This is a genomic window from Bradyrhizobium sp. 4, assembly GCF_023100905.1.
Lineage (GTDB): Bacteria > Pseudomonadota > Alphaproteobacteria > Rhizobiales > Xanthobacteraceae > Bradyrhizobium.
Window position 1 is genome coordinate 1,908,591 of sequence record NZ_CP064686.1, and the last position, 13,324, is coordinate 1,921,914.

At 62.2% G+C, this 13,324-nt stretch carries 13 protein-coding genes; 9 read left to right on the forward strand and 4 right to left on the reverse strand.

Annotation, left to right across the window (positions count from 1 at the left end; translation table 11 throughout):
* Window positions 1–218 precede the first annotated feature (218 nt).
* The 5 genes from IVB45_RS08715 to IVB45_RS08735 are packed head-to-tail and all read left to right on the forward strand — an operon-like array spanning window position 219 to window position 3,788.
* Window positions 219–830, forward strand: coding sequence for a DUF1285 domain-containing protein (locus IVB45_RS08715; protein WP_063993497.1), 612 nt, complete (start codon window positions 219–221; stop codon window positions 828–830).
* Window positions 827–1,498, forward strand: a complete 672-nt coding sequence (locus IVB45_RS08720; protein WP_247357036.1) for a CoA pyrophosphatase — start codon at window positions 827–829, stop codon at window positions 1,496–1,498. Before IVB45_RS08715 ends, IVB45_RS08720 begins: the two co-directional genes overlap by 4 nt.
* Window positions 1,495–1,758, forward strand: coding sequence for a DUF6111 family protein (locus IVB45_RS08725; protein WP_018454951.1), 264 nt, complete (start codon window positions 1,495–1,497; stop codon window positions 1,756–1,758). Before IVB45_RS08720 ends, IVB45_RS08725 begins: the two co-directional genes overlap by 4 nt.
* A 9-nt stretch (window positions 1,759–1,767) precedes the next feature.
* On the forward strand, window positions 1,768–3,024 hold the full coding sequence (locus IVB45_RS08730) for a CCA tRNA nucleotidyltransferase (protein WP_247357035.1): 1,257 nt from the start codon (window positions 1,768–1,770) through the stop codon (window positions 3,022–3,024).
* Window positions 3,021–3,788 carry a sulfite exporter TauE/SafE family protein gene (locus tag IVB45_RS08735; RefSeq protein WP_027568567.1) on the forward strand — a complete coding sequence of 256 codons (768 nt, stop codon included), beginning with the start codon at window positions 3,021–3,023 and terminating at the stop codon, window positions 3,786–3,788. Before IVB45_RS08730 ends, IVB45_RS08735 begins: the two co-directional genes overlap by 4 nt.
* A 44-nt stretch (window positions 3,789–3,832) precedes the next feature.
* On the opposite strand, the gene IVB45_RS08740 is transcribed toward IVB45_RS08735, so the two are convergent.
* Complete coding sequence (locus tag IVB45_RS08740; RefSeq protein WP_247291269.1) at window positions 3,833–4,162, reverse strand: nuclear transport factor 2 family protein; 330 nt, start codon at window positions 4,160–4,162, stop codon at window positions 3,833–3,835.
* 129 nt (window positions 4,163–4,291) lie between these two features.
* Between IVB45_RS08740 and IVB45_RS08745 the strand changes: the two genes are divergently transcribed.
* From IVB45_RS08745 to IVB45_RS08755, 3 genes are all read left to right on the forward strand, one after another.
* Window positions 4,292–8,134, forward strand: a complete 3,843-nt coding sequence (locus tag IVB45_RS08745) for a LuxR C-terminal-related transcriptional regulator (protein ID WP_247357034.1) — start codon at window positions 4,292–4,294, stop codon at window positions 8,132–8,134.
* A gap of 172 nt (window positions 8,135–8,306) precedes the next feature.
* The gene (locus IVB45_RS08750) at window positions 8,307–8,609 is read left to right on the forward strand and encodes a hypothetical protein (protein ID WP_247357033.1); all 303 of its coding nucleotides are present in this window, start codon (window positions 8,307–8,309) and stop codon (window positions 8,607–8,609) included.
* A 262-nt stretch (window positions 8,610–8,871) separates the two neighbouring features.
* Window positions 8,872–9,945: a TauD/TfdA family dioxygenase gene (locus IVB45_RS08755; RefSeq protein WP_027568570.1), complete on the forward strand. Its 1,074-nt coding sequence runs from the start codon at window positions 8,872–8,874 to the stop codon at window positions 9,943–9,945.
* A 185-nt stretch (window positions 9,946–10,130) separates the two neighbouring features.
* Here the strand turns inward: IVB45_RS08755 and IVB45_RS08760 are convergent, their stop codons facing one another.
* Complete coding sequence (locus IVB45_RS08760) at window positions 10,131–11,042, reverse strand: DUF1127 domain-containing protein (RefSeq protein WP_247357032.1); 912 nt, start codon at window positions 11,040–11,042, stop codon at window positions 10,131–10,133.
* Between the two features lie 277 nt (window positions 11,043–11,319).
* On the opposite strand from IVB45_RS08760, the gene IVB45_RS08765 reads away from it, so the two are divergent.
* The gene (locus IVB45_RS08765; RefSeq protein WP_051462886.1) at window positions 11,320–12,408 is read left to right on the forward strand and encodes a winged helix-turn-helix domain-containing protein; all 1,089 of its coding nucleotides are present in this window, start codon (window positions 11,320–11,322) and stop codon (window positions 12,406–12,408) included.
* A gap of 77 nt (window positions 12,409–12,485) precedes the next feature.
* On the opposite strand, the gene IVB45_RS08770 is transcribed toward IVB45_RS08765, so the two are convergent.
* Together IVB45_RS08770 and IVB45_RS08775 are read right to left on the reverse strand one after the other, a co-directional pair.
* Complete coding sequence (locus IVB45_RS08770; protein WP_247357031.1) at window positions 12,486–12,764, reverse strand: hypothetical protein; 279 nt, start codon at window positions 12,762–12,764, stop codon at window positions 12,486–12,488.
* Window positions 12,765–12,862: 98 nt separating this feature from the next.
* Complete coding sequence (locus tag IVB45_RS08775; protein ID WP_027516401.1) at window positions 12,863–13,066, reverse strand: DUF2158 domain-containing protein; 204 nt, start codon at window positions 13,064–13,066, stop codon at window positions 12,863–12,865.
* Between the last annotated feature and the right edge of the window lie 258 nt (window positions 13,067–13,324).

The window sequence follows — 13,324 nt, forward strand, 5'->3', positions numbered from 1 at the left end:
TCAAGACGTGGGCCCTATGCTAGACTTGCAGGAAGGCCATGTATTCGTTGAATTAACCTATCCCCACCTTATCGGCTTAGGGATATGTAGGGCATCACGAAGTGGCGACCTCCACACCGGACGAATGCGGGGTGGAACCGAGCACCCGGATACAACGTAAACCTGCACCAATCGTGCCAAATGACCGATCGTGCCAAATGACAAAGTCAGGGCAAACCATGGCGAACCAAGGGCAGAGCGCCGATCGCGGTCTTGAGGGGCTGACTGCCGCTGCCAAAACTGCTGCCGATGCCGAAGGCGCCAAAAAGGGCCTGCCTCCGGTGCATTTGTGGAATCCGCCGTTTTGCGGCGATCTCGACATGCGAATCGCATCCGATGGTACTTGGTTCTATTTGGGGACGCCAATCGGCCGTCATGCTTTGGTTCGCCTGTTCTCGACCATCCTCAAGCGTGAAGGCGACAAGCATTTCCTCGTCACGCCGGTGGAGAAGGTCGGCATTCGCGTCGACGACGCGCCGTTCATGGCGGTCGAGATGCAGAAGGACGGCGAGGACAACCACCGCGTGCTCCGCTTCCGCACCAATGTCGACGACTGGGTCACCTGCGATGCGGCGCATCGGCTGCGCTTCGAACAAGCCAAGGACGGCGGGCTGACGCCTTATCTGCATGTCCGCGCCGAGCTCTGGGCCAAGGTCACCCGCGCGCTCTATTACGATCTGGTTGACATGGGTGAGGAGCGGATGGTCGATGGCCAGCCGATGTTCGGTGTCGAATCGGCCGGCGAATTCTTCGCCATGGCCGATGCGGAGCAGGTGAGGGCCGCGCTTTGAACAAGCCTATCTCCAGGAACGATTGCGCCGTGATCGGTGCGGCCGATTTCTTCGCCCGCTCCGCCGCGCGGCTCGGCTTCGACGTTCCGCCCGGTCTCTACGATCCCAACATCATTCCGGCCTCGGGCGATCCCGGTACCGACAAGATGCTCGAGATCATCGCGCGCGAGCAGCCGGTGCGGCCGGCGGCGGTCTTGATCGCGGTGGTCGATCATCCCGAGCCGACCATCCTGCTGACGCAGCGCTCGGCGCATCTGAACGACCATGCCGGCCAGATCGCCTTTCCCGGCGGCAAGATCGACGCGACCGACCGCTCGCCGCTCGATGCGGCGCTGCGCGAGGCCGAGGAGGAGGTCGGGCTGTCCAGAGACTTCGTCGAGCCGATCGGCTATCTCGATCTCTACGGCACCGGTTTCGGCTTCCGCATCCTGCCGACGGTTGCCAGGGTGCGCCCGGGTTTTGAGCTGACGATCAACCATTCCGAGGTTGATGACGCGTTCGAAGTGCCGCTATCCTTCCTGATGAACCCGGCCAACCACCAGGTGCACAGCAAGGAATTCCGCGGCATGGAGCGGTCCTACTACGCGATGCCGTTTGCCGAACGCTACATCTGGGGCGCGACGGCCGGCATGCTGCGCGTACTCTACGAGCGGATCTATTCATCATGATCCGGCCGATCCTGACCGAGATCGGAATCTTCCTCGTTCCCTTTGCCGTCTATGCGCTGTTCCTGGCCGCCACGCGTTCCGGCCTGTTCGTGCAGTCGTCCTGGCCGATCACCATCGTCGCGCGCCTCATGCTGGCGGCGCTCGTGCTGGTGATCGCGGGGCTGATCGGCTTTGCGCATTTCTCCGGCGCCGCGCCGGATTCGACCTATGTCCCCGCCCATGTCGAGAACGGCAAGCTCGTGCCGGGCGTGGAAAGATAGGACCGGCCGATGAGCGCGGTGCCCATGCTCGCCGATGCGCCCTGGCTGATGTCGGGCGGGACCGCGCGCGTCCTGCAATTGCTCAACGCGGATGGCGAGGAGGCGCGGGTCGTCGGCGGCGCCGTGCGCAACGCGCTGCTCGGCCTTGTCCCCGGTGACATCGACATCGCGACCACGGCGCTCCCGCACGAGGTGATACGGCGCGCCAAGAGCGCCGGCATCAAGGCCGTGCCGACCGGCATCGACCACGGCACCGTCACCCTCGTCATCGACAGCCAGCCTTACGAAGTCACGACGCTGCGCGAGGACACCGAGACCTTCGGCCGCAAGGCCAAGGTCGCGTTCGGCCGCGATTGGGTGAAGGACGCCGAGCGTCGCGACTTCACGATGAACGGGCTCTCGGTCGATGCTGACGGCGTCGTCCACGATTACGTCGGAGGCATCGCGGATGCGGCGGCGCGGCGCGTGCGCTTCATCGGTGATCCCGACCAGCGTATCGCCGAGGATTTCCTGCGCATCCTGCGCTTCTTCCGCATCCACGCCGCCTTTGGCGCCGGCGATCCCGATCGCGACGGTTATCTCGCCTGCATCCGGGGACGCGCCGGCCTTGCGAGCCTGTCGGCCGAGCGGCTGCGCATGGAGATGCTGAAGCTGCTGGCGGCTGGCGGCGCCTCTGCCGCCGCGCTCGCCATGGCGGATGGCGGATTGGTGCAGGCGCTGACCGGCGGCGTGGTCTACACCGGGCCGCTCTCGGCGATGATCGCGATCGAGCGCGAGCTTGGCCTCGCCGCGAGCAGCACGCGGCGGCTCGCCGCGCTGACGGTCGCGGTGACCGAAGACGCCAAGCGCGTCGCCACGCGTTTGAGGCTCTCCAATGCGGAAACCAAGGCGCTCGATTCGATGGGGCACCGCTGGTGGCGCTTGGCCACCAAGGGCGAAGCCGATGCGCGGCGATTGCTCTACCGGCTCGGCGCGGAGTGCTATCACGATCGCGTGTTGCTGGGCTGGGCGCGAGCCGGCGGTGACGTCGGCTCATCGCGATGGCGTGCGCTCGCCGAGCTGCCGCAGCGCTGGATTGCGCCGAAATTTCCGCTCCGCGCCGCCGACTTCATCGCGCGCGGCATGGCGGAAGGACCCGCGCTCGGACATGTCTTGACGCTCGCCGAGGACGCTTGGCTTGCTGCGGATTTTCCCCTAGAGGAAGCCGCACTCGTTTCCATCGCCGATCAAGCTGCGGCACGAATCAGCCGCGACGAGAGAACGTGACCATCGTCTCAGGCTTCGCCGACATCTCGATCTTTCAGCTGCTGCTGGTCGCGTTGATGGCGTTGTTTGCTTCGATCATCGGTGGTCTCGCCGGCTACGGCACCGGCGCCCTGATGCCGCTGGTGCTGGTGCCTCTCGTTGGCGCCGAGCCCGTGGTGCCGATCATCGCGATCTCCGCGATCTTCACCAATTCCAGCCGCGCGGTCGCCTATCTCCGCTATGCCGATCGCCGCCGCGCGCTGATCGTGCTGGCCTGTGCGGCACTGACGACCGCGCTCGGCGCCTACGGCTATACGCGCCTCACCAATGCGGGGGCGGCGCTCGTGATCGGCTCCATGCTGATCCTGAGCGTGCCGCTGCGCCGTGTGCTCCGCCGCCGCCAGGTCAAGATCGGCGACACCGGTCTCGCGGCAGGCTCGGTCGGCTATGGCGTGCTGGTCGGCGGCACCTCTGGCTCCGGCGTGATCCTGCTATCGCTGCTGATGGCCGCGGGCCTTGAGGGCGCCGCCGTCATCGCGACCGATGCAATGATCTCGCTCGGCACCGGCCTCATCAAGATCTCGGTGTTCGGCCTCGCCGGCGCTGTCACTGCGCAGGTGCTCGCCTTTGCACTTCTGATCGGTGCCATCGCGATTCCCGGCGCGTTCCTGGCCAAAGCCTTCGTCGAGCGGATGCCGGTACACATCCACACCGCGATCCTCGACGTCGCGGTGATCACGGGCGGGTTGGTGATGATCTCTGCTGCGGCGAGGCAGCTGATCTAACGCCGACAGGTGTCCCGCTGCGGGGGTTGGATCAGGCCGCAGGTCTAGTGTGAGGGACTACAATCCAGTTCCTTGATCCTGCCGGCGGCGTCAAACGCCAAGAGTGCACTCATCACGCCGGCACTGGTGATGTACGAGATGATGGTGCCGTCGTTGCGCCAGGGATTGAGGTCGTCCAACGTGCCCGCCGGATATTTTCGGAGGCGATCGACCCAATAGGCACGAAGTGCCTCGCGGCCGGTGATGGTTTGGCCGCCAGCGCAACCGCAATGGACCACGGCGTCCTCGGCATAGAGTTCCAAAATCGCGTCGATGTCGCCCGCGCGATACGCATCAAGCCAGTCGACTGCAACGGCCATGGGATCAAAGGACATATTTTTCACTCACATGCGTCCAAATCTGGTTCAGGCCGGGGAACCACCAAGCCTCCTATGATTTTAATATCCCACCCGGCCACGGCCATATGCCGAAGGACATAGAGGACCGGGCCGAGGGCAAGATCGATGTTGGATGCGTCCGCCAGGCAGGGGATACTCAAGCCCATCCGGCTTTTGCTCGTCGATCCACAGCCGATCGTTTTGCAGGGACTGAGGTCGGTCCTCGGCACGCAGCCGGATTTCGACGTTGTCGCAGCGTCCAGCGATCGGACAAGCTGCCTCCAAGCAATTCGGAAGCTGACGCCTGACGTCGCGCTTCTTGCCGACAAGGTGCCGGATCTCACGGTCGCCGAGATCCTCGCGATCGTGAAGGCTGAGAAGCTCTCCACGCGCCTGGTGTTCTTCACCGAGTCCGACACCGACCACGATATGACTGCAGCCATCGCAGCCGGCGCCTGCAGCGCAATTTCGAAATATGCCTCTCCCGCCACGATGCTGCGATCACTGCGGCTGATGACGAAAAGCGGTGTGGCACTGGAGAAGTCCGATCTCTCGGCAGCCGGCAAGGAAGCGGACGGCGACGGCAAAGTCGAAAAGATGCTGGAACTGTTGACGCAACGGGAACGTCAAATTGCACGACTCGTGGCGGAAGGACTATCGAACAAGGAGATCGCGCGCCAGCTCAACGTTTCCGACGGGACGGTCAAAGTCCACCTGTACAATATTTTCCAGAAGCTTGAGATCACCAACAGAACTGTGCTCGCGACCATCGCATTGCTGCAACGCCCCTCAGGCCTGGCCGCGCTCTCGCTGGCATTTCTGGCGTTCGCAATTGCGGACGAACTCAAGGCGTCGGAAGCGAACGATATCTTGCCGGATGAGAACGGCGTCGGCCACGCGGACGAGCACGCGGGATACGAGCACGCGGCCTACGAGCCATGGAAAAAAGGGATTCTCCGGCACCTCGTCGTTTGGGAATCCGGCGAGACGCCCACGCAAGCCCAGAGAGATCTGTTCGCCAAGGCCGTCCAAATCACGAACCCGGCGGCCGCAATGGAAGCGCTGCGCACGGCCGAGCAATCTGGAGGCTCGAAAGCGTGGACACACCACGGTCCAGCAGGATCGGGCGCGCCCGATCTTCCGCGCTTATTGCGAGAAGCGATCGACATACAGACCGGTGACGACCCGGCCCCGGAACATCAATTCCCGCGGCTTCTTTCCAATGCGACCTCGATGCACGGAGGGTATGGCAACTTTGCTATTCTCACCGGTGCGTTGATCTACGCACTGCAGGACCCTCATCTCGCCGCGCACGCGCATGACCTCCGGGACGCCTCGATCGACAGCATCCTGGCCGCCACCGAAGAGAGTGCGACCACAAAGCTGGCCGCGATCACCCATGCCGCCGCCAATCCTGACGACCATTCAGCCCCAAGTTTTCTTTCGCAGGATGTCCGCCTGTCTTCCGCCGTTGTGACCGCTGGACACGACAATGCCACTCAAGAAGGCGCTCTGGTTCAAAAAGGCGCAGGCGATGCGGGTAACAATATCCATACACCTGTTGGCGCGGACCCTGGTCACGGTGCCGGTAGCGGCGTAGGCGGCAACGTTGAAAAAGTTGTTTATCGCTCCCCGATCGACTCCGAGTCTGACCATTTCAACTCGACCTCACCCGACACTGTGTTCGATTTCGCGTCGGGGCCGGGCAGGATCAATCTTGCGGCTTTCGGAGCGCTTGCCTGGCTGCATATGACGGCGGCAACCAAGTCTATACCGCCACATACACTCGCCTGGGTCTACGACTCCGCAAGCAATGAAACGATCGTCTATGTGAATGCGACCGATCGTGTCCTTGATGTCGGCGATCGCGGCCTGCTGGAAATCCATCTCGAGGGGATTGTGGCCGTTGCGGAGGCGGATGTCGGCTCCGAGCCAGATGGTGCGGCTGTTGCGACCACCTTGGAGCAGCTCGAAGCAGTGCTGATATCGGCGACCGAAACCGATGCGACTGTTTCGAAGGATCATGTCCAAACCACTATCGAGGGGAGCGAGAGCTCGCTCGGGACGTCTGGAGCCTGGGCGATTCTGGCCAACGGCGGCTCGGACTTCCAGTTCGGGCAGGCTCGCTTGGGAACGTCGACGAGGCTCGGAAGCTCCACCGGCGCATCGGCGGATGCAACGGAAGAGAGCGATGGTGCGTCTGCCGCGTCGGCTCACGGATCATCCATCGAGCTTGCGCATAGCGCGACGGCCCCGGTAGCCGCAAATGTCGCATCGAACAGTGGTCCGGCCAATACGGGCAACGGCGTTTCGTCGACTGCACCGAACGAGATCGGCCAACCCAATATCGTAACCGTCGACAACGCGGGGCACGGCAACTCGCAGCACGCTTCAGACCCATCGACTGAAGCTGGCTCCAAACCGGGCAACGGCGTCGGCAATGGCGCCGAGCATCACGATAAGGGCCCCGAGGCTCCGGGAGGGTCAGCGAAGAAGGCAGAACCAGACGGCGCGGAACACGGCAAAGCCGGGCACTCAAACGCTGCAAAAGCACCGGACGCAGCTAAGACCGATCCGGACGTCGCAACGGACGCCAACGCGGGTCACGGCAACTCAAAGCACGCTTCGGAGCCGGGGTCTGCAAAAGCGGCAGCCGACGAATCGACTGAAGCTGGCTCCAAACCGGGCCCTGGCGTCGGCAATGGCGCCGAGCATCACGATAAGGCCTCTGAGGCTCCGGGAGGGTTAACGAAGAAGGCAGAACCAGCGGGCGAGGATCATGGTAAATCCGGGCACTCAACCGCACCGGACGCAGCCGAGATCGATCCAGGCGCCGCAACGGCTGCCGGCGCAGTCCACGGCAACTCGCAGCACGCTTCGAAACCAGAGTCTGCAAAGGCGGCAGCCGGCGAACCGACTGAAGCCGGCTCCAATCCGGGCAACGGCGGCGAGCACCACGCTTCGGCTTCTGATGCGGCGCACGGACCAGCGAAGACGGCAGAACCAGGGGCTGCGGAACACGGCAAATCCGGGCACTCATCCGCTGCAAACGCATCGGACGCGGCCGATATCGATCCGGTCGCCGCAGCGGTCGCCAACGCTGGCCACGGCAACTCGCAACACGCTTCGAAGCCAGACTCTACGAAGGCGGCAGCCAGCGAAGCAAGTGAAGCTGGCTCCAAACCGGGCAATGATGGCGGCCATGGCGCCGATGATCATCACGCTTCGGCTTCTGAAGCCGCGCAAGCATCAGCAACGACGGCAGAAACAGGCGGCGCGGAACACGGCAAATCCGGGCACTCATCCGCTGCAAACGCATCGGACGCAGCTGAGACCGATCCGGGCGTCGCAACGGCCGCCAGCGCAGGCCACGGCAACTCGCAGCACGTTTCGGAGCCGGGATCTGCAAAGGGAGCAGCCGCGGAATCGACTGAAGCTGGCTCCAAGCCGGGCAACAGCGTCGGCCATGGCGCCGAGCATCAGGCTTCGGCTTTTGATGCGGGGCAGGGACCAGCGAAGACGGCAGAACCAGCCACCGTGGACCACGGCAACCCGGACAACGAGTTACACTCGGCCTCTGCGAACGCGTCGCAAGCAGCCGACATCACAGAGCCGAGCGTCGCAGCAGGCGGTAACGCCGGACGCGGTAACTCGCAGCACCCTGCGCAATCTGCTGCAGTCGCATCAGAAGAGGCACACCCGACCAAAGCTGCGTTCGAAACCGGCGGCCTGGACCAAGGACCGGTGTTCCGCTTCGATAAAGGCGCAACCCCTGCTACTCCTGTCGCGGTGGGTGAGCTTAAAAAACTCGATGATCCGCTGGGTTCGCACGTTCCGTCCAGTCAGGAAGAAGGCCTCGGGTTTAACGTCAACATCGTCCCTCATGCACTGAACGGACACGCGGACGATCACGGCAATAGCGGTGCGCATCAAGCCATTGTGCCTGTGCATCATGATTTGCTGATTTGAACTGTGATCGCGACGGGGCAATGACTGGCGGGCTCCGACTTTGGTGAGAGACTTCCCGCGACCGAACGTATCGGCGAGCGCATCTGCCTGGTCTCGCGTCTCAGAAACGTAACGCTTCCGCGGATCAGCCTCTTTGCTGAATTGTTCAGGGTTGCAGCCGTGAGAGCAGACGTTGCCGATCCTGATCGCGACGTCGCTGCTCCATGCGCATCCGTTCGAGTTCGCCTTCGGCTTTGGCTGTGTCCTCGTTCTGGCGCTTCATTTCAATGATCAGCGCCTCTTGCTCGGCGAGCCGCCGTTCTCCTTCGACGACCTCGCGTTCGATCTGGCTCAGCTCATCGTATATCGCCGTCGTGTACATCGCGATCCTCGCGCGGCCGTGCTGCAGAAGGCACGCCGGAGAGCAGTTTTCGCCTCTTCCAGGAGCTTGATCGGGCCGCTTGGTGCGGCCTTGACCGAAGCGCAAGGCGCATGACTTTCAACTCAATCAGCTTCTCGAACGTTCCGGCTGTTTCCATTTTTTCCCGAGCTTGGATCGGTCGAACGAGCGGCCGTGTTGTAATCATTTTGGCGGAAGCGGCTCACCTAACACGCGACTGCCTGGAACGGACCTCCTCGCGGCGACAATGCACTCGGCTCAGGGCTGCGCCTCAGTCAAGTTGCAAACAAGCGGTCGGCACAATATCGTCGATCGTCCGCCCGCATGTCTGACGTCCGATCTTTCAGGAGCCAACACTATGAATGTGGTCTCAGTGCCCGGCGGGATCCATCGCCCTCCAGGGAAGGTCGATATCCCGTCTGCCTGGCGGGGCGCTGAGATGAAAGCCAATCCCGATCGATGGTTGATATCGCTTGCGGCCGGCGAGATCGCGGAACTTGAGGGCGCGGCTGAAACGTATCTGGGCAAAAACAAAAGAATTGCCGAGATCACGAAGGAAAGCTTTCCGCTTCCCCGCTTCGGCGCGCATCTGGAAGAGCTTAAGACAACGCTCCTGGCTGGCCTTGGCTTCGAAGTGATCCGCGGCCTGCCGGTGGCAAAATATAACCAGGAGCTCGCCGCGACGATATTTTGTGGGGTGGGCGCGCATCTTGGATCGGCGCGGTCTCAGAATGCAGCGGGTCACATTCTCGGTCACGTCCGTGACACCGGCGCCGATGCGAAGGATCCGAACACCCGCATTTATCAAACCTCGGAACGGCAGACATTCCACACGGATTCGTCCGACGTGGTTGGATTGTTATGCATTCGCGAGGCGATGGAGGGAGGGGATTCTCTCCTTGTCAGTACGACGACAATCTACAACGAGATGTTTGACAGGCGTCCCGACCTTGCCACCCTCTTGTTTGATCCGATCGCGACAGACCGGCGAGGCGAGGTGCCGGAGAACGAAAAGCCATATCTTGAAATCCCGGTGCTGAATTGGCATGCGGGGTTCCTGACCGGGTTCTATCAGCGCCAGTATATCGATAGTGCGCAGCGCTTCCCCGATGCGCCGAGACTGACTCCGGCTCACGTCGAGGCGCTCGATCTCTTCGACACGCTCGCAAATGATCCCGGGCTGCATTTCGGCATGCGGCTTCAGCCGGGTGACATGCAGTTCGTTTACAATCATGCCTTGCTGCATGACCGGACCGGATTCCGTGATTGGCCCGATGCAGGCCAGAAGCGTCATCTGTTGCGCCTTTGGCTCAGCATGGAAGGCGACCGGCCGCTGCCCGACTGTTTCAAACAGCGCTATGGCTCGATTGAGATTGGCAACCGCGGCGGCATCATCACCAAAGGTACCAGTTTGAACGTCCCGTTGGATTGACGTTCCGGATGGTTTGAACCGGAAGCCCAGACCCAACTTGGCCTCGCAAGCTCTAGCGGCAGGAGCAGGCCGGACAATCCCTTCGACAGCGCCAAGCTGAAACTCTCAACGTGGCTCGACGCGACCAGGGCGAGTATCCATAAATGCCGCTTGTCGGCGTAAAGCGGACTTACGCATCACCCGAGCTACTTGAATGCCGCGGTCTCCGCCGGGGCGGGTGTACTTGGCCGCACGAATACAATGGTGGAGTTCACTGGAATTTCCGCGTTCTCGCGGGTGCCCTGGCCGATGAGAATGAGGCCTGCTCCACCATTGGCCACCGTCAGGATGACCGGTTCACCCGCCCATGTCCTGATCGGCTCCATCCCGATGATGAGAAACTCACCGATTGGCTGGTCCAAGTACTGAAGTCTCAGCTGCGGAGCGATTTCTGCGGGCGCAAGTCCGAAACCCAGCCGTTGCGCGCGCGCATAGATTTCGGTCAACGACGCTGTCTCGCCCTTGAAGCCGAGCTCCGCGGCCGAGACAGGGACGAGCTGCACGTCCGTTTTCTTGCCACTCAGAGTAAAAGCCGGCCGCGCAAGGACTTCAGCAGCGGCGCTTCCGACGTCGCAGCCCATTGCACTCATCGCCTTGCGAAGGGCGCGCATGTCCCTGAACGTCCCTATCGCAATCGTCTTCCACAGCCGAACATCGGCGGCCGAACTGACGGGAGTCTGCGATCGCTGCACCGGAGGAGCAGTCTTGAGGTCCAGGTGATTGCGCAGAACGTCCTGCGCGGTGCATTGAGCTTTGGCCTCGCTAGCGAAAGCGAGGATAAGCGCGCCACAGAGCAGCAGGGCAATAACGCCGACGTCGCGTTCTGTCGAACGATTCGGCCTCGCGATGTCTCGGTGCGAGGCGATGTAATCGATCTCGCCGCGCGTCGTGCCGATGTCCATGAGCTCCCTGTCGCTGAGGCCGCGCAGGGTCGCTTGTGCACGCCGGCGTCTACGGCGCTCCCGCCATGTGCTCAAGAATTGCTGGACGAGGCTGACAACGCGCTGCGTTGATCCGAAGGGCCGTCGCATCCATGCGGCGCCATAGATCACGCTCATCGCAATCTCCTTTGGCTTGCTTCTCACCGAGGGCTAAGGTGCCAATGCTCGGTCCGGCACGCTTGACGAGGGGCTTACATTTTTCTCACCGGCGGCTTATTCTTTGCGTCCAAGGCGGTGCGGGGGCGTTTCCGTGCGGCTGACGTCGGCCGATCCCGCGACGCTGGGCAAGGCACACTTGATATTCGGCTTACATTTTTCCGTTCGAAGGCCTATCCTCGCCGGACAATCGCTGCGGCGCTCTCGGAAGTAGAGGGCAAGCCTGGGGAATGGTGCCATGCGCTATTTCTTCGAGGACTGTGTGCTGGATACCGACCGGCGCGAGTTGCGGCGCGGGGCCGATGCCGTGCCTACGACGCCACAGGTACTTGATCTGCTCGGCTATTTGATCCGCAGCAGGGATCGCGTCGTCAGCAAGGATGATCTCATAAACGCGATTTGGAATGGTCGGATCGTGTCCGACGCGGCGCTGACGACCCGATTGAACGCGGTCCGACGCGCGATCGGCGACTCAGGCGTGCAACAACGTCTTATCAAGACATTTCCACGAAAGGGCTTTCGTTTCGTGGGCGCTGTCCACGATGACGAGCGATGTCCCGAAACTGCGGTGACATCAGGCGCCCTCGCAGAACCGGCGAATCTTGCGCGCGCAGCCGCGGAGGCAGCGGTTTTGGTCCCGGAGTTCTCCGAAAAAGTAGCTTTCAAATGGCGGTCCAAGAACTGGGTGCGTCACATCAGAGGCCCTCTGAAGTTCGTCGGCGGGACGCTGGCGTCGGTTGCTGCCATCGGTGCAATTGCCGGCGGCCTTGTCGGTTATTGGAATGTTTGGAAGACGCTCCGTACCGACGCGGTTCAGGAAGCTCGAGAGCTTCACGGACAGCCGATAGTCAGGCCCGAGATCGCGCATCGTCTCTCTCTCATCGTGTTGCCCTTCGCCAACCTCAACAACGATCCAGAGCAGGATCACCTTGCCGATGCCATCACGACAGATTTGACGACCGATCTTGCGCGAGCGCCCGCCACTTTCGTCATCGGACGCGAGGCCGCCCGCACCTACAAGAATAAGTCGATCGATCTGAAGCAGCTTGGAACGGATATCGGCACCCGCTGGGCGGTGCGCGGCGCGGTGAAGCGCAGCGGAGATCAGGTGCGGATCAGCGTATCGCTGACTGATCTTCAGACTGCGCACGACGTATGGTCCGACCGGTTCGACGGCGATCGGACAGATCTAGCCATCTTGCAGAAGAATATCACGGTGCGGCTCCTCTGTGTTGCGCACCTGCAACTCCGCCAATACGAAGAAGCCATCGAACCGTGTAGCCGATCGCTAAATATCGGCGCGGGCCTTCAGGCTTACACAAGCTGATCTCGGCCTACGGCCGACGGGACAAATGGGAGTTGCCGTGACAGTGCTGGCTGCACCACTTAAGCGAGATACGATAATTACAGGCAGGGCGTTCCGAGGATGGCCTTCTGCTTCCAGGAATTCAGATGCTGAAAGTATCCGCCGAGGGACTCGGCCAGCAACGTGTAACGGCCGTCAGTCCCTTGGTGACCGACAGGCGGCTGTCCCATGATTGAATTCCCTGCCAGACGCCTGCGAGCCGTCGGTTGCGAGCGCGCTGCGTCTTTCGGAATGTCCTGCTCCATTGTCGCCTCCGCCTTTTCGCTTCTGACAAGAAGATGAATCCGGACAGCGCCTCGTCGGCCGTTCTGCGCCATGCAGCGATGTCCGCTATCGCGCCTTTTTGGCGGAAGCGGACATCACGCGCGCCGGAGCTGTGCGCTCCGATCAAACTAGGACGTGGCCTCAGCCGCGCTTACTCCTCGTCTTCGTCATCATCCTCGTCTTCGTCGTCGAGCTCTTCCAGTCGATCGAGCACCGCGAGCGGCAGCGTCTCGCGAAACAGATCGCCTTCTGCGCCCATCCAGAGACAGATCACGTCGTCGCCCTTCACGTCAGCGACGGTGAGCGGCTGCCCGCCTGATTTCAGCATGACGATATCGCCGGCTTTTAGTTCCATGGATGGTCCTTTCGGTTGATTGACGGAGAAGCTAGCAAACCGGCATGACATGCCGATCACGGGCTACTTGGTCAGTGGATGTGTTGCGGTAGGGCGCATGCGCCGGCCGGGCTGCTGAAATCGATCAGAGAGCTTTAGGCCGGAGCGATCCCATCACGAGAGGCAATGGCGCCTGTTCGATGGGTGGCGCAAGGGCTCTTCCGTCCCGTGCGTCGCGACCATGACACCATGCGCCTGTTTTGCCCGACGGAGCAAATG

Coding starts and splice junctions, on each gene's coding strand:
- IVB45_RS08765 (WP_051462886.1), top strand. CDS start 11,320: ATGCGCTATTTCTTCGAGGACTGTGTGCTGGATACCGACCGGCGCGAG.
- IVB45_RS08775 (WP_027516401.1), bottom strand. CDS start 13,066: ATGGAACTAAAAGCCGGCGATATCGTCATGCTGAAATCAGGCGGGCAG.
- IVB45_RS08715 (WP_063993497.1), top strand. CDS start 219: ATGGCGAACCAAGGGCAGAGCGCCGATCGCGGTCTTGAGGGGCTGACT.
- IVB45_RS08760 (WP_247357032.1), bottom strand. CDS start 11,042: ATGAGCGTGATCTATGGCGCCGCATGGATGCGACGGCCCTTCGGATCA.
- IVB45_RS08725 (WP_018454951.1), top strand. CDS start 1,495: ATGATCCGGCCGATCCTGACCGAGATCGGAATCTTCCTCGTTCCCTTT.
- IVB45_RS08770 (WP_247357031.1), bottom strand. CDS start 12,764: ATGGCGCAGAACGGCCGACGAGGCGCTGTCCGGATTCATCTTCTTGTC.
- IVB45_RS08730 (WP_247357035.1), top strand. CDS start 1,768: ATGAGCGCGGTGCCCATGCTCGCCGATGCGCCCTGGCTGATGTCGGGC.
- IVB45_RS08745 (WP_247357034.1), top strand. CDS start 4,292: ATGTTGGATGCGTCCGCCAGGCAGGGGATACTCAAGCCCATCCGGCTT.
- IVB45_RS08755 (WP_027568570.1), top strand. CDS start 8,872: ATGAATGTGGTCTCAGTGCCCGGCGGGATCCATCGCCCTCCAGGGAAG.
- IVB45_RS08740 (WP_247291269.1), bottom strand. CDS start 4,162: ATGTCCTTTGATCCCATGGCCGTTGCAGTCGACTGGCTTGATGCGTAT.